Source organism: Mesorhizobium sp. M0618 (genome assembly GCF_040320765.1).
Lineage (GTDB): Bacteria > Pseudomonadota > Alphaproteobacteria > Rhizobiales > Rhizobiaceae > Mesorhizobium.
On sequence record NZ_JAMYQH010000029.1, the window covers coordinates 18119 to 32866 of the forward strand.

General features: G+C 63.3%; 14 protein-coding genes. 7 read left to right on the plus strand and 7 right to left on the minus strand.

The window, feature by feature from the left end; genetic code table 11:
- Positions 1–116: 116 nt before the first annotated feature.
- Complete coding sequence (locus NKJ04_RS25975; RefSeq protein WP_128305315.1) at positions 117–1511, plus strand: sensor histidine kinase; 1395 nt, start codon at positions 117–119, stop codon at positions 1509–1511.
- On the plus strand, positions 1508–2167 hold the full coding sequence (locus tag NKJ04_RS25980; protein WP_023813468.1) for a response regulator: 660 nt from the start codon (positions 1508–1510) through the stop codon (positions 2165–2167). Before NKJ04_RS25975 ends, NKJ04_RS25980 begins: the two co-directional genes overlap by 4 nt.
- Before the next feature lie 280 nt (positions 2168–2447).
- Here NKJ04_RS25980 and NKJ04_RS25985 read toward each other — a convergent pair whose 3' ends face one another.
- Positions 2448–2933 carry a hypothetical protein gene (locus tag NKJ04_RS25985; RefSeq protein ID WP_352677923.1) on the minus strand — a complete coding sequence of 162 codons (486 nt, stop codon included), beginning with the start codon at positions 2931–2933 and terminating at the stop codon, positions 2448–2450.
- Between the two features lie 556 nt (positions 2934–3489).
- Between NKJ04_RS25985 and NKJ04_RS25990 the strand changes: the two genes are divergently transcribed.
- Together NKJ04_RS25990 and NKJ04_RS25995 are read left to right on the plus strand one after the other, a co-directional pair.
- On the plus strand, positions 3490–5493 hold the full coding sequence (locus NKJ04_RS25990) for a PhoX family protein (protein WP_352677925.1): 2004 nt from the start codon (positions 3490–3492) through the stop codon (positions 5491–5493).
- A gap of 225 nt (positions 5494–5718) precedes the next feature.
- Entirely contained in the window at positions 5719–5943 is a 225-nt protein-coding gene (locus tag NKJ04_RS25995; RefSeq protein WP_013528677.1) for a hypothetical protein, read from the plus strand.
- Here the strand turns inward: NKJ04_RS25995 and NKJ04_RS26000 are convergent.
- Positions 5935–7125 (minus strand): flavin-containing monooxygenase, encoded by a 1191-nt coding sequence (locus tag NKJ04_RS26000; protein WP_023813465.1) that lies wholly within the window; start codon positions 7123–7125, stop codon positions 5935–5937. The genes NKJ04_RS25995 and NKJ04_RS26000 overlap by 9 nt on opposite strands.
- Before the next feature lie 351 nt (positions 7126–7476).
- Here NKJ04_RS26000 and NKJ04_RS26005 point away from each other — a divergent pair, with 351 nt between their 5' ends.
- A complete protein-coding gene (locus tag NKJ04_RS26005; protein WP_352677928.1) occupies positions 7477–8514 on the plus strand; it encodes a phosphatidylglycerol lysyltransferase domain-containing protein in 1038 nt (345 codons plus the stop codon).
- Positions 8515–8667: 153 nt separating this feature from the next.
- Here NKJ04_RS26005 and NKJ04_RS26010 read toward each other — a convergent pair whose 3' ends face one another.
- Positions 8668–9429 (minus strand): ABC transporter permease, encoded by a 762-nt coding sequence (locus tag NKJ04_RS26010; protein WP_128305642.1) that lies wholly within the window; start codon positions 9427–9429, stop codon positions 8668–8670.
- Positions 9426–10352 carry an ABC transporter ATP-binding protein gene (locus NKJ04_RS26015; RefSeq protein WP_127268578.1) on the minus strand — a complete coding sequence of 309 codons (927 nt, stop codon included), beginning with the start codon at positions 10350–10352 and terminating at the stop codon, positions 9426–9428. The genes NKJ04_RS26010 and NKJ04_RS26015 overlap by 4 nt, the downstream gene beginning before the upstream one ends.
- Positions 10353–10612: 260 nt before the next feature.
- Between NKJ04_RS26015 and NKJ04_RS26020 the strand changes: the two genes are divergently transcribed.
- On the plus strand, positions 10613–11974 hold the full coding sequence (locus NKJ04_RS26020; RefSeq protein WP_128305638.1) for a cytochrome ubiquinol oxidase subunit I: 1362 nt from the start codon (positions 10613–10615) through the stop codon (positions 11972–11974).
- 9 nt (positions 11975–11983) lie between these two features.
- Positions 11984–12988 carry a cytochrome d ubiquinol oxidase subunit II gene (locus NKJ04_RS26025; RefSeq protein WP_352677930.1) on the plus strand — a complete coding sequence of 335 codons (1005 nt, stop codon included), beginning with the start codon at positions 11984–11986 and terminating at the stop codon, positions 12986–12988.
- Between the two features lie 146 nt (positions 12989–13134).
- On the opposite strand, the gene NKJ04_RS26030 is transcribed toward NKJ04_RS26025, so the two are convergent.
- From NKJ04_RS26030 to NKJ04_RS26040, 3 genes are all read right to left on the minus strand, one after another.
- Complete coding sequence (locus tag NKJ04_RS26030; RefSeq protein WP_352678033.1) at positions 13135–13422, minus strand: GIY-YIG nuclease family protein; 288 nt, start codon at positions 13420–13422, stop codon at positions 13135–13137.
- A gap of 185 nt (positions 13423–13607) precedes the next feature.
- On the minus strand, positions 13608–14345 hold the full coding sequence (gene msrA / locus NKJ04_RS26035; protein WP_352677932.1) for a peptide-methionine (S)-S-oxide reductase MsrA: 738 nt from the start codon (positions 14343–14345) through the stop codon (positions 13608–13610).
- A 142-nt stretch (positions 14346–14487) separates the two neighbouring features.
- The gene (locus NKJ04_RS26040; RefSeq protein WP_352677934.1) at positions 14488–14745 is read right to left on the minus strand and encodes a hypothetical protein; all 258 of its coding nucleotides are present in this window, start codon (positions 14743–14745) and stop codon (positions 14488–14490) included.
- Positions 14746–14748: the final 3 nt, after the last annotated feature.

Genomic DNA, 14748 nt, shown 5'->3' on the forward strand with positions numbered 1-14748 from the left:
AAGCGCGCCGGGACGTCAAGCGACCTCGACCAAACGAAGCTCTTGGCAATGGCAAGCCGGAAGCTCAAAGTACTACCATCGCCCAATCTGTCGGTTCGAAGGGCGGTCAGGGGCTCATGATTCGCAGTTTTCAAAACCTGGTGCGGCGCTGGAGCGAGCTTTCCCTTGCCCTGCAATTCGTCATTGCCGGCGGCTTTGGCCTGCTGGCTGTCATGTTGGTGGTGGGCACCTGGGTGACGGCGCAGATCCGGGACGGCGTCATCCGCAATTCGGCCGCCACGACGGCGCTCTATGTCGACAGCGTGATTGCGCCGCTGCTTCCCGACTTGCGCAAGGAGCAGGAGCTCAGCGAGTCCGTCAAGCAGGCGCTGGACGAGACGCTTGGCCAGGGCGCGCTTGGCAAGCGCCTCGAATCGTTCGTGCTCTGGCGCCGCGACGGGACGGTTCTCTACGCCAAGGAGACGGCCCTGATCGGCCGCCGCTTCGGTCCGAGCGACAATCTGCGTTCCGCCTTCGAAGGCAACGTCGTCGCTGAATTCAATACATTCGATGATGATGAACGCGAGGAGAAGGCTACCCGCTTGCCCTTGCTGGAGATCTACAATCCCGTGCGCGAGCCCTGGTCGGGCGAGGTGGTGGCGGTCACCGAGTTCTATGAGATCGCCGACGATTTCCAGGCCACCCTGGCGTCCGCTCTGTGGTCGAGCTGGCTGATCGTGGCCGGCGCGACCCTGGCGGCATTCCTGCTCCTGTCGGGCATCGTCCTGCGCGGCAGCCGCACCATCGACGACCAGCGTGGGGCGCTACGCCGCCAGGTGTCGGAGCTGCAGGATTTGGTGGCGCAAAACAGTGCCTTGCGACTGCGCGTGCAACGGGCCTCTCGCCGCGCCACCGCGCTCAACGAAAGATATCTGCGCCGCATCGGCGCCGACCTCCATGACGGCCCGGCCCAACTCGTGGCCCTGGCGGCGCTGCGCATGGACAGCCCGATATTTTCCAGCGATGGCCATTCGGGCGTAAGCCGTTCGACCGAGGTCGCGATGATCCGCAAGACACTGGAGGATGCGATGCGCGAAATACGCGGCATCTGCACCGGCCTTGTCCTTCCGCAGATCGAGACGGCTGCCGCAAACGACATTCTGCGGCTGGCCGTCAAGGAACACGAGCAGAGGACGGGAACGTCGGTGACGCTGACGCTGGCCGGACAGTTGCCGGAACCCGGCGCTTCCGAGAAGATCAGCATCTATCGTTTCGTTCAGGAAGGGCTGAACAACGCCTATCGCCACGGGCTAGGCAAGGATCAGGCGGTGAGCGCCGGGATGAAAGGTGGCAGGCTTTTTGTCGAAGTGTCGGACGGCGGGCCGGGTTTCGATCCGGCGGCACGGGTCGAGGGTCTCGGCCTCGCCGGCCTCAGGGAGCGGGTCGAAAGCATTGGCGGACAGTTCGAAACCTTGACCGGGCCGCAAGGTACGCGTTTGGTGATCCGTCTGTCGGTCGAGGAGCAAGCATGACTGGTACCATCCGCATCGCCATTGTCGACGATCATCCCCTCTTTCGCGAAGGTGTGACGCGCAGCCTGTCGGAGATCGGGGGCTTCGAGATGGTTGGCGAGGGCGCCACGGCGCAGGATGCCGAACGCCTCGCCACGACGGTGCGGCCCGACATCTTGCTGCTCGATATCTCCATGCCGGGCGGCGGGCTGACCGCGGTCGCAAGCATCCTCGCCAGCCATCCCGCCCAGAAGATCGTCATGCTGACCGTTTCGGAGGCCAATGCCGATGTGACAAAGGCGCTGAACGCAGGGGTGAATGGCTATGTCCTCAAAGGCGTCGGGTCGCGCGGGCTCGCCGACATCCTGCGCAATGTTGCAGCCGGCGAAAGCTATCTGTCGCCGACGCTGTCGGCCCGGCTGCTTTCGGATCTCCAGTCCCAGCAGCCGACCGACGGCATTGCGGAACGGCTGCGGCAGCTCACCGATCGGCAGACGGAAATCCTGCGGCTGGTGGCGGAGGGGCTGAGCAACAAGGAAGTCGCCTTGCGGCTTGAGCTGCAGGAGAAGACCGTCAAGCATCACATGACCGGGGTGCTGTCGAAGCTCAATGTGCGAAACCGCACCGAAGCGGCCTTGATGATGCGTGAGTTGCGCGACCGCGACAGGCCTTCTTAGAGCATTTCACCGTTTCACGGAAACGGCGAGCTGCTCTAATTCTTTGTTTTGACGCGATTCTAGACGGAAAACCGCTTCACACTTTTCCTAGAATTGCTCCAGGCCAGGTACGGAGAAATGCGCAGCGGTTTCCCGTCCCGGATTGCGCAAAAGCACGTCGCGCCTCGGGACTGCAGCCATTGCGGTGCCGAAAACCGGGACGCTGGCCAAAAACGAGGTCACCTCCGCCGGGGGGCGGCGGAGGTGACGTGCAAAGCTGACCGTTGCCTGTTGGCCAGCTTCACAAGGCCTTGAGACGATTGGCATCGGCCGGGGTAGCCTGGCGGTCGATGATCGTGCGACCGAGCGCGTCCTTCATGCTGAAACGACCGTTCTCGAGCTTTTCCGTTATGCCGTCGGGGTGCCGGACCGTGATCTTGTTGCCGGTCACGTCGACCTTGTCACCGGTCTTTGCATTGACATGGCTCCCGCTCTTACCCTGATTGGATCCTGATTTGCCGCTGTTGCCATTCCCATTGCCGTTGCCGCTATTGCCGCTGTTCCCGCTATTGCCTCCGCCGGAATTGCCGCCGTTGCCGCCCCCACTGTTGCCTCCGCCCCCACCACCACCGTTGCCGTCGCCACCTTTGCCGGCGTATGCGCTGGCGGTCTGGATGCCGGAAACGGAGCCGTCCAGGACAATTTGGTAGGGAGCAATCGTCAACGCCAGCGCCGCTGCCGATTTGAGCGCCAGCCGGCAACAACGGGTCGTGACCGATCTGTGCATTTTGATCTCCGACGACTGAGCCCGGCGCGCCCCACCCCAACGTTGCAGTGCAACAACATTGCCGAAAGACGCGGCGCCCGGAAGCGACCTCCGACCGTTGCGGTTGTCAACTAGGACCTTTGCAAGCGCAAGATTGGACTAAAGTCCCAAGCCTATGCTACATTAGCTTTGCATGAACGGCGCCGCGACCGCCATCGCTAAACGGGAGACTCGCTTTCCCGACGCCTGACGACGGCAGACGCCGAACATCAAGTCACCTCCGCCGGGGGCGGCGGAGGTGACTTGTCGAGCCGGCTTTGTCCGTTGATCCGTTGGCAACGACTGACGTCATGCGCCGTTGTAAGATGCGCGCGAAACATGCCGCCGAAGGTCTCCTTCCTCTCGAAAGACGATTCCGGAGCAGCTCACGGCCTTCGGGAATGCTGAGCCAGCGCTGCGCGCAATGCCTGTCGCGTCTGAAACGTCTCCCGATGTCACGAAAATGTGACCCGGCGATTATAAGGGGGTCAACAGGTACCCCACGCTCCAGCCACCCGACAGCCAGAGGCAAGCCACGATGACTGACCTTCGCTCCCCCGACACCCGATTCCGCACCAGCCTGCTCGAGGAAAACGACGGCCCGGCGATCAACGCCTCCGACAACCGCACCATGGGCGAGATCATCGCCGCGCGGTTCTCGCGCCGCGGCTTCCTCAAGGGCTCGCTGGCCGTCTCGGCCATCGCCGCCACCGTCAGCCCGCTGGCGCTGATCAGCGCCGACGAGGCCAGGGCAGCGGGAGGCTCGGCCTTCGCGTTCGACGAACTCGAGGCCGGCATCGACGACAAGCACCATGTCGCGTCGGGTTACGATGCCGATGTCCTGCTGCGCTGGGGCGATCCGTTGTTTGCCGATTCGCCCGACTTCGACCCGACGAAACAGTCGGCCGAGGCCCAGGCGAAACAGTTCGGCTACAACAATGACTATGTCGGCTACATCCCGATCGACGGCTCGGCCGAACATGGCCTGCTGGTGGTCAACCACGAATACACCAATCCGCATCTGATGTTCCCGGGCATCGTGAAGATCGTCGAAAAGGACGGCAAGAAGTCGGCAGAAGTCGCACCCCTCTCGAAGGAGCAGGTCGATGTCGAGATGGCCGCCCATGGCGGCACCATCGTCGAGATCCGCAAGGACGGTGGCAAATGGCAGGTGGTGCGCGACGGCAAGCTCAACCGCCGCATCACCTCCAACACCGAAATGGCGCTGTCCGGCCCGGTTGCCGGCCATGACCGCGTCAAGACCAATGCCGATCCGTCCGGCACCAAGGTGTTCGGCACGTTCAACAATTGCGCCGGCGGCGTCACGCCCTGGGGCACCTATGTGATGGCCGAGGAGAACATCCATGGCTATTTTTCCGGCGAGCTGCCGGAAGGCCACAAGGAAGCCGCGAACTACAAGCGTCTCGGCATTCCCGAAGGCGCCTATGAATGGGCGGCGCATTACGAGCGTTTCGACCTCGCCAAGGAACCCAGCGAAGCCAACCGCTTCGGCTGGATCGTCGAGGTCGATGTCAACGACCCGACCTCGACGCCGAGGAAGCGCACCGCCATGGGCCGCTTCAAGCATGAGGGCGCCGAATCGATCGTCGCCAAGGACGGCCGCGTCGTCTTCTATCTCGGTGACGACGAGCGCTTCGACTATGTCTACAAGTTCGTGACCAGGGCCGCGTTCAATCCGAACGATCGTGCCGCCAACAAGGACCTGCTCGACGATGGCACGCTGCATGTCGCCAAGTTCGCCGAAGACGGCACGGTCGAATGGCTGCCGATCGTCTTCGGCCAGGGGCCGCTGACGGCTGAAAACGGTTTTGCCAGCCAGGCCGACGTGCTGATCGAGACGCGCCGCGCCGCCGACCTGCTCGGCGCCACCAAGATGGACCGCCCGGAAGACGTCCAGCCCAATGGCGTCAACGGCAAGGTCTATGTCATGCTGACCAACAATTCGAAGCGCAAGGCCGACCAGGTCGACGCTGCCAACCCGCGCGCCGAAAACGCCTTCGGCCACATCATCGAAATCGCCGAGGACGGCGGCGATTTCACCGCCGCCAAGGGCAAGTGGGAAGTGCTGCTGAAATGCGGCGATCCGGCGGTCGCCGATGTCGGCGCCACCTTCTCGACAGCAACGACGGCCAATGGCTGGTTCGGCATGCCCGACAATTGCGCGGTCGATTCGGCCGGGCGTCTCTGGGTCGCGACCGACGGACAGGGGCCGAAAGCCACCGGCCGCACCGATGGCCTGTGGGCAGTGGACACCGAGGGGGCGGCGCGGGCGACCTCGAAACTGTTCTTCCGCGTGCCGATCGGCGCCGAGATGTGCGGTCCGCTGTTTGCGCCCGACGACCAGACCGCCTTCGTCGCCGTCCAGCATCCGGGCGACGGCGGAGAGGACTGGGAAGCGTTCGGGCGCCCCTCTTACTATGAGGACCTGTCGACGCGCTGGCCCGACTTCAAGCCCGACATGCCGGTGCGGCCGTCGGTGGTCGCCATCACCAGACAAGGCGGCGGCAAGATCGCGGTCTGATTGCCCACTCGCATGGGCAGCAGCGGAGCAGAATTTGCGCCGCTGCTGCGCCTTGAAGCCGCGGCATGTATCCCTTGGGCTGCGGAGCAGCTCCAGAGGTCTGCGCCGCGTCGCTTCGCTCCTTGCTCCGCCCCAGGATGACGAGGCGACGGGGGAAGTCGGTCAAGCCTCGGGAAAGATTGGCAATTTAAACGTGGCGCTCTAGGTCTTTATCAGGAGATCGCCATGTCGAAGTCTGTCTATGACCGTGGCTTGCTCAAGCCAGCCGATATCGCCAAGCTGCAGCGCGTGTTCGACGAGGCCTGCCGGCGGCGCGAGGCACATCCCGATTCCGCCGACGCGCGGGAAATCGCGCTTAACCTGCTCGCCCTGCACAATGCCGGCATGGTGGAAGAAGACATGCTGATGGAAGCCGTCGGTTTCCGGCGGCTGGAACCGAAATCAGCGTGATGCGCTGGATTGGTGCGGGGCCGACCTTGCAATTCGTTTGGCGATCGCCTTGGCCAGGATGCCGGCATTGGCGAAGCAGCCGCGAATGCTTGGCCGCATGCCGGTGAACCACAGACCGGGCAATTTTGGATCGGCTTGGCCACCGTTGAAGAGCGGAACGCCCTTGGCGTCGAGCACGCCGAGCTTGCCGACCATGGGCTCCAGCCCGGTGCGGTAGCCTGTCGCGGCAATGACGATGTCGGGATAGATCAGGCTGCCATTGGCCAGGATCACGCCATCGCGGGTGAATTCCCGTATGCCCGGCACGACGGTGATCTTGCCGGCCTTGATGGCGCCGACGGCGCCGTCATCGGCGGCGATCGCGGTATAGTCCGAGGTCAGGCGGCTGGCGCCGCCCGCAGGCGCGGGCGGCAGGCCGAATTTGGTCAGGTCGCCGAAAACCAGCCGCTGCGTTGCCGCCATCACGGCATCGGCGATCCGCAAAGGCAGGCGCGCCATGAGCGGCGAAAGCCTATGCACGGCGATCTTGGCAATCCGCTTGGGCAGCAAAGCGGGGCCGCTGCGGGCCGACAGCCAGATGGCGGCCGTGTCTATGCCGGCCAGATGATTGAGCGCGTCGAAACCCGAATTGCCGGCGCCGACGACCAGCACTCTTTGGCCCGCATAGGCTTGCGCGTCACCGAAATCCGCCGAATGGATGATGCGCCCGACGAAATCCTTCATGCCTTTCCATTCGGGGGTGAATGGCTGCCTGTCGCGGCCGGTGGCGATGACGACATTGCGGGCGAAGCGCAGTCCGGCGCTGGTGCGCAATGCCCAGTGATCGCCCTTGAAGGTGATCTCTTCGACCGCGACGCCAAACTGCACCGGCAGCCGGTTCTCCTTCTGGAAATCGTTCATGTGGCGGATGACGACCATCCTTTGCGGAAAGGCGGGCGTGCCAGGGGGAAAGGCGAGACCAGGCAGCGAAGAAAGATCGCGATGGGTGTTGAGATGCAATTGCTGGTGGCGCCGGTGCCAGGGCTCGGCCAGCCGGCTTTCCTTTTCCAGGATCGCCGTCGGCACGCCGGCGTTCATCAAGGCATGCGCGGCGGCCAGCCCAGCAGCACCGGCGCCGACGACGATTGCCGGCTCGACCATGGCCGGCAGATCCGCAACCGATCTGATTGTCGTATCCGTCATTCACTCGAATCCCATTGGACGTCCCGCCGCAAGGCTCGCAGGACGCTGTAACCGTTTGATCGCGCGCAGGATCCCTGCAGCAAACCGCGGCCGAATTTCGAGCGATGCGATTTAGAGCCACACGCCGGGCCGCGGTTGCGCTCTATATGGCATATGCGCGATATCAACGGTAATCAGGTCGCGGCAATGTGATTGATTCGAGGCCTTGGGTGGCTGGCGGGTCTCGGTTATCCCCCACGCGCATGTCCGAAATCGAGTCCGATTTTCGAGTCATGCGCAGAATCAAAGTGTTACAGCACCTTGGCGCGTCCTGGACGGCCGGCGCTGTAGGCGGCACGCGGAATCTCGACCATGCCCTCCTTGCGGTTCCATTTCGACAAGATCCTTGAGGCTGCCGCGCCCGAGGTCGAGCGGCAGGCGCTGACCCATGTCGAACGCCTGGCACTGGTGCGCCGCTATGGCGACTTCTCGCTCGCCTATTCCACCGCCGTGCAAGGCAAGCTTTCCTATTTCGGCGACGCCGACGGCTACATCGCCTTCGGTACCAAGATGAAGCACCATTTCGCGCTCGGCGACCCGGTGGCGGCTCCGGCGCGTCGGGCCGATTACATCAAGCGCTTCGTCGAGACCGCCGGCAGCCCATGGTTCGTGCAGGTGGGCGAGGACACCGCACGCGTGCTGGCCGGGCTTGGCTACAAGGTCAATCGCCTCGGCATCGACACCCGCCTCGCCCTGCCCGAGCATGATTTTTCCGGGAAGCGCAACGAGACCGTGCGCTACTCCGAGCGCTGGCTGCTGAAGAAAGGCTTTTCGTTCGAAGAGGACAAGCGCACCATCTACCTCGACGAGATCGCCCGGCTTTCGGAAAACTGGCGCGGCGACCGCATCGTCAAGCGCTGGGAGATGGGCTTTCTCAACCGCCATTTCGCCGACCATCTCGGCACCGACATGCGCCGTTTCGTCCTGCACGGTCCCGATGGCGAACTGGTCGCTTTGCTCGACTTCGACCCGTTGTTTGCCGACGGCAAGGTCATCGGCTACACCACCGCCTTCAAGCGCAAGCATCTCGACGCTTCACCGCATGCCGAGGTCGGCCTGACCAAATTCGCCGTCGACCGTTTTCGCGAAGAGGGCATCTCGGTGGTCACGCTCGGCCTGTCGCCGCTCGTCGATGTGGGTCCGAGCGGATTTGCCGAAAGCGATTTCTGGCGCAATGCCTTCCAGCGCGCCTATTCTTCGCCCTGGGTCAACCGCCGCAGGTTCAACCTGCAGGGCCAGGCGGCCTTCAAGCGCCGCTTCCACGGCGTCGAAGAGCCGGTCTATATCGCCTTCCGCAAGGGAACGTATGTCGAGATGCTGGGGCTGCTGCGGCTGGTCAAGGCGATCTAGGTCTGCTGATATTCAGGTGATGCCGGCCTGCAAATGGCGGCTTCCTGCGCTTCCGGTGCTCACGTACGAAAAGTACGCTCCGCTCCGGTTCTCGGAATCCACCATTTTCGTCTCGGCCTGACCTGAATCTCAACAGACCTGTACTTTCGCCGCTCAATTCCTCAGCCGATAACCGGTCCTGAAGATCCAGGCGACGATGCTTATGCAGACCAGCAGGAAGACGACCGTCATGCCGAGGCTGACGCCGACCGAAACGTCGGACTTGCCGTAGAAGCTCCAGCGGAAGCCGCTGATCAAATAGACGACCGGGTTGAACAGCGTCACCGTGCGCCAGATCTCGGGCAGCATGTTGATCGAATAGAAGCTGCCGCCGAGGAAGGTCAGCGGCGTGATGATCAACAGCGGCACCAGCTGCAGCTGCTCGAAACTCTTCGCCCAGATGCCGATGATGAAGCCGAACAGGCTGAAGGTCACCGCCGTCAGCACCAGGAAAGCGAGCATCCAGAACGGATGCAGGATGGTGAGCGGTACGAACAGCGAGGCGGTGGCCAGGATGATCAGGCCGAGGATGATCGATTTGGTCGCGGCGCCGCCGACATAGGCGATGACGATCTCCAGATAGGAGACCGGCGCCGACAGAAGCTCGTAGATCGAGCCGACGAATTTCGGGAAATAGATGGCAAAGGAGGCGTTGGAGATCGACTGCGTCAACAGCGACAGCATGATCAGACCCGGCACGATGAAGGCGCCGTAGCTGATGCCGTCGATCTCGGTGATGCGCGAGCCGATGGCCGAGCCGAAGACGACGAAATACAGCGATGTCGAGATGACCGGCGAGACGATGCTCTGCAGCACGGTGCGGAAAGCACGCGCCATTTCCATCCGGTAGATCGCCCATACTGCGCGAAGGTTCATGGCTCCCTCCTCACCAGATTGACGAAGATCTCCTCGAGCGAAGAGTTTTGCGTGTCGATATCGCGGAACTGGATGCCGCCGGCCTCGAGGTCGCGCATCAACGAGGCGACGCCGGGCCGCTCGGCCTGGTTGTCATAGGTGTAGGTCAGCTGCCCGCCATCGGGCGACAATTCGAGCGCATAGCGCGAGAGCGCCTCGGGAATGGCCGTCAGCGGATTGCGCAGTTCCAGCACCAGCCGCTTGCGGCCGAGCTTGCGCATCAGTTCGGCCTTGTTCTCGACCAGGATGATCTCGCCGCGATTGATGACGCCGACGCGGTCGGCCATCGCCTCGGCTTCCTCGATATAGTGCGTGGTGAGGATGATGGTGACGCCGTCCTCGCGCAGCCGGCGCACCATCGCCCACATGTCCTGGCGCAGCTCGACGTCGACGCCGGCGGTCGGCTCGTCGAGGAACAGGATGCGCGGCTCATGCGACAGCGCCTTGGCGATCATCAGCCGGCGCTTCATGCCGCCCGACAGGGTGATCGCCTTGGCGTCCTTCTTGTCCCACAGCGACAGGTCGCGCAGCACCTTCTCGACAAAGCCGGGGTTGGCTGGCTTGCCGAACAGGCCACGGCTGTAATTGACCGTCGCCCAGACGCTCTCGAAGGCGTCGATGGTCAGTTCCTGCGGCACCAGCCCGATCAGACCGCGCGCGGCGCGATAATCCTTGTTGATGTCGTGGCCGTCGACGGTGACCGTGCCCGACGAACGGTTGACGATGCCGCAGACGATCGAGATCAGCGTCGTCTTGCCGGCGCCATTGGGTCCAAGCAGCGCGAAGATCTCGCCGCGCTGAATGTCGAGATTGACTTCCTTGAGCGCGGTGAAACCGGTTGCGTAGGTCTTGGAGACCCCGGAAATGGACAGGATGGAAGGCATGGATGAAAACGGCTGCTTGAAAGAGGTCCCCTGATATAGGCCGAATGTCGGTGCTTGCAACCGCAAGTCAATGCCCTGCTGACAGTTCTCGACAATCGTGCCGGTCGGCCGTTGCAGGTGCGGCGCACAGGCCCGGAGTTGCGCGGCACGCAACCGGCAAAATTGTCCTGTGGCGTTCAGCCTCGCGGCAGGACGCCGCTTTGACGTGAACTCGCTTCGGGCCTATCCTTCGCGAGTATTTGCAGCAGCCGGAGCCCATCATGGACCCGCTCATACTTTCGCGTATCCAGTTCGGCACGAATATTTCATTCCATATTCTATTTCCGACGATCACCATTGCGCTGGGTTGGGTGCTGCTGTTCTTCAAGCTGCGCTACAACGCGACCAACGATTCCGCCTGGATGCGCGCCTATTTCACCTGGGTGAAGGTTTTCGCGCTGTCCTTTGCCATGGGCGTGGTTTCGGGCGTCACCATGAGCTTCCAGTTCGGCACCAACTGGCCGGGCTACATGGAAAAGGTCGGCAACATCGCCGGGCCGCTGCTGGCCTACGAAATCCTCACCGCCTTCTTCCTCGAAGCGGCCTTCCTCGGCATCATGCTGTTCGGCTTCCGCCGCGTCTCCAACCGCATCCACACGCTGGCGACGGTGCTGGTCGCCGGCGGCACCACCGTCTCGGCATTCTGGATCATCGCGCTCAATTCCTGGATGCAGACGCCGGCCGGCTTCGAGATGCGCGACGGCGTGGCGCATGCGGTCGACTGGTGGGCAATCATCTTCAACCCGTCGATGCCTTACAGGCTGACCCACATGCTGCTGGCGTCGGGGCTGACGGTGTCGTTCCTGATCGCTGGCCTGTCGGCGCTGCGCTATCTCACCGGCGACCGCTCGGAATCGATGTGGAAGGCGCTGCGCACCGGCGTCTTCACGGCGGCGACCCTGATCCCGATCCAGATCTTCGCCGGCGACCAGCATGGGCTGAACACGCTGGAGCATCAGCCGCAGAAGATCGCCGCCATGGAGGCCAACTGGAACACCGGCCCCAACGTGCCGCTGGTGCTCTTCGCGCTGCCCGACGAGGCAGCCAGGGAGAACAAATTCGAGATCGCCATTCCCAATGGGGCCAGCCTGGTGCTGCGGCACTCGACCAGCGGCGTGGTGCCGGGGTTGAACGACTATCCCGGCAATCATCCGCCGGTCTTTCCGGTGTTCTGGGGTTTCCGCATCATGGTCGGCACGGGCATATTGATGCTGCTCGTCTCATGGTCGGCGGCCTTCTTCCTCAAGCGCCGGCACAGCCTGCCTAAGCCGCTGGCCATGCTGATGGTGCCGATGGCGCTGTCGGGCTGGCTGGCAACGCTGGCCGGCTGGTACACCACCGAAATCGGCCGCCAGCCCTGGCTGGTGACCGGCGTGCTGAGGACCGCCGACGCGGTCGGCCCGGTGGCCGGCAGCCATGTCGCGCTGACGCTCGCCATATACCTCGTTCTCTATGTGCTGTTGCTGATCGCCTATCTCGGCGTGCTGGTGCACCTGGCGCTGAAGGCGGCGAAGGACGGCGATTCATCGCCGCTGCCAGGCGTCATGAACGCCGCCATGTCGCAGCCGGCGGCTGGCGAGTAGGAGAAGAAAATGAGCTTCGACTGGCCAACCGCGCTCCCCTTGATCTTCGCCGGCCTGATGGGCCTCGCCATCCTGATCTACGTCATTCTCGACGGTTTCGATCTCGGCATCGGCATCCTGTTTGCCGCCGCTGAAGACGCCGAACAGGACACGATGATCGCTGCCATCGGCCCGTTCTGGGACGCCAACGAGACCTGGCTGGTGCTGGCCGTCGGCCTGTTGCTGGTCGCCTTCCCGCTGGCGCACGGCGTCATCCTGACCGCGCTCTACATTCCGGTCTTCGTGCTTTTGATCGGGCTGATCCTGCGCGGCGTCGCCTTCGATTTCCGCGCCAAGGTGCCGACCGAGCGCAAGCACCGCTGGAACCGTATTTTCTTCCTCGGCTCGCTCATCGCCTCGCTGGCGCAGGGCTACATGCTGGGCGTCTATGTGCTGGGCCTCGATGTCGGCCTCGGGGGCATGGCGTTCGGCGTGCTGGTGGCGTTATGCCTTGCCGCCGCCTACGCCGCGATGGGCGCGGCCTGGGTGATCTACAAGACCGAAGGCGAGCTGCAGAAGAAAGCGGTGCGCTGGCTGCGCACCGCACTGGTGCTGACCGCGCTCGGCATGGCGGCGGTGTCGCTGGCGACGCCCATCGCCAGCCCGCGCATCTTCGACAAATGGTTCGTCTGGCCGGAGATGCTTTATCTGTCGCCGCTGCCGATCCTGTCGGCGCTTTTGTTCCTGTGGCTGTGGCGGCAGACCTTCCATCTGCCGAAGCCCGACGACCGCCATTCGGTGATGCCGTTCCTGACGCTGGCCGCCATCTTCGCGCTCGGCTTTGCCGGCCTCGCCTGGTCGTTCTACCCGTTCGTGGTGCCGGATCGCCTGACCATCTGGCAGGCAGCTTCCGCGCCGGAGAGCCTGGCCATCATTCTGGCCGGCACCGTGGTCGTGCTGCCGGTCATCATCTTCTATTCGTTCTATGCCTACCGGGTGTTCGGCGGCAAGGCGACGGATCTGACGTATGATTGAGCGGGTCAGGTGGGGGTGAAGGTGGCAGCAGCTACCGTGCCTTCGTCATCCTAGGGCGAAGCAAGGAGCGAAGCGACGCAGCGCAGACCCTAGGATCCATGCCGTGACGGTGGTGCAGTGCTCCGACGGTGCAAGAAACGGTGCACCTACCACCCCGTCCCGCGAAAAAGCTCGAACCACTCCGGATTCGCTTTTTCGATCAGGTCGATCTTCCATTGGCGAGGCCAGCGCTTCAGTGATTTCTCGCGCTGGATGGCATCAGTGATGTCGAAAAATTCCTCATACCAGACCAGCCGCTGCACGCCGCAGCGGCTGGTGAACCCTGCGCCTTGGCCGGATTTGTGTTCCGGCATGCGGCGGCCGAGGTCATTGGTGACACCGATGCAGATCGTGCCACGCTTTTGGCTAGCGGTCATGTAAACGTAGCCTGTCATCGCGCGAAGATAGCTGGCGATCTGCCGGGCAGCCATCCCGCCCCGTTGCATTCTACGCCCAACGTCGCGGCATGGATCCTAGGGTCTGCGCTGCGTCGCTTCGCTCCTTGCTCCGCCCTAGGATGACGACGGAAAGGAGGGCGTCGCCGCCCTTCGCACACCCGCCCCCGCTTCTCGCGCTCGACTCAATTGCTCGCCGACAGCACCAGCACGGGCTTTTCGCTGTAGAGCGTCGGGAACAGTGCCTTCAAGTTCGCCACCTTGGGCAGGTCGTTGTAGACGATGTAGGGATAGGTCGGGTTCAGCGTCAGGAAATCCTGATGGTAATTCTCGGCCGGATAGAAGGTCTTGCCGGTTTCCAGCGTGGTGACGATCGGCTCCGGGAACACCTTGGCCTGGTCGAGCTGGGCGATGTAGCTTTGCGCGATCTTCTTCTGTGCATCGTTTTCGGCGAAGATCGTCGAGCGGTATTGCGTGCCGGAGTCCGGACCCTGGAAATTCAGCTGGGTCGGGTTGTGGGCGACCGAGAAATAGACCTGCAGCAGCTGGCCATAGGTCACCTTCGACGGATCGTAGGTGATCTCGACGGATTCGGCATGCCCGGTGCGGCCTGAGCCGACCGTCTCGTAGACGGCGGTGTCCTTGTCGCCGCCGGTGTAGCCGGAGACGGCCTTGGTGACGCCCTTGACGTGCTGGAAGACGCCCTGCACGCCCCAGAAGCAGCCGCCGGCGAAGATTGCCTTTTCAGTGCCGGTGGCCGCCTTCTCGTCGATTGCCGGCGGCGGGATCTTCACCGCGTCCTCGGCCGAAACCGCCGGCGTCAGCCAGAAGGCGGCGCCCGCTGCGGCAAGTGCCAGGGCGGCGAGCGCGCTGCGGAAGACGTTCGACGATTGTCTGGTGACTGGTTTTTGAATGTCGGTCATGGCTTGAGCTCCTGTGACGTCCATCATGTGGAGTCTATTGGATAAGATACGATCATGCGACGGGCGAGTTGCGGCCGAAGCCTCACTTTCACGTGCATCCGGATACGGACCCGCGGGACCGAAGCCGGAAACAGCACCACCTTTACTTGGCCGGCGCCATCGCATCCGTTGCCGGCTTCATGGCATCGGTTGCCGGCTTCATGGAATTGGTGTCCATCGGGTCGGCCGGCTTCATCGCCTCGGTTGCAGGCTTCATCGCATCCGCGGCCGGTTTCATGGCATTTGCAGCCGGCTTCATCGCGTTGGTCGCGTCGTCGGCGCGGGCGATGCCGCCGGCAAACAGCGCCGTCGAGCACAAAGCGAGAGCGAGCGCCGGCAGCGTCAGGCGGGAAGTGGTCATAAT

Coding starts and splice junctions, on each gene's coding strand:
- NKJ04_RS25975 (WP_128305315.1), top strand. CDS start 117: ATGATTCGCAGTTTTCAAAACCTGGTGCGGCGCTGGAGCGAGCTTTCC.
- NKJ04_RS25980 (WP_023813468.1), top strand. CDS start 1,508: ATGACTGGTACCATCCGCATCGCCATTGTCGACGATCATCCCCTCTTT.
- NKJ04_RS25985 (WP_352677923.1), bottom strand. CDS start 2,933: ATGCACAGATCGGTCACGACCCGTTGTTGCCGGCTGGCGCTCAAATCG.
- NKJ04_RS25990 (WP_352677925.1), top strand. CDS start 3,490: ATGACTGACCTTCGCTCCCCCGACACCCGATTCCGCACCAGCCTGCTC.
- NKJ04_RS25995 (WP_013528677.1), top strand. CDS start 5,719: ATGTCGAAGTCTGTCTATGACCGTGGCTTGCTCAAGCCAGCCGATATC.
- NKJ04_RS26000 (WP_023813465.1), bottom strand. CDS start 7,125: ATGACGGATACGACAATCAGATCGGTTGCGGATCTGCCGGCCATGGTC.
- NKJ04_RS26005 (WP_352677928.1), top strand. CDS start 7,477: ATGCCCTCCTTGCGGTTCCATTTCGACAAGATCCTTGAGGCTGCCGCG.
- NKJ04_RS26010 (WP_128305642.1), bottom strand. CDS start 9,429: ATGAACCTTCGCGCAGTATGGGCGATCTACCGGATGGAAATGGCGCGT.
- NKJ04_RS26015 (WP_127268578.1), bottom strand. CDS start 10,352: ATGCCTTCCATCCTGTCCATTTCCGGGGTCTCCAAGACCTACGCAACC.
- NKJ04_RS26020 (WP_128305638.1), top strand. CDS start 10,613: ATGGACCCGCTCATACTTTCGCGTATCCAGTTCGGCACGAATATTTCA.
- NKJ04_RS26025 (WP_352677930.1), top strand. CDS start 11,984: ATGAGCTTCGACTGGCCAACCGCGCTCCCCTTGATCTTCGCCGGCCTG.
- NKJ04_RS26030 (WP_352678033.1), bottom strand. CDS start 13,422: ATGACAGGCTACGTTTACATGACCGCTAGCCAAAAGCGTGGCACGATC.
- msrA (WP_352677932.1), bottom strand. CDS start 14,345: ATGACCGACATTCAAAAACCAGTCACCAGACAATCGTCGAACGTCTTC.
- NKJ04_RS26040 (WP_352677934.1), bottom strand. CDS start 14,745: ATGACCACTTCCCGCCTGACGCTGCCGGCGCTCGCTCTCGCTTTGTGC.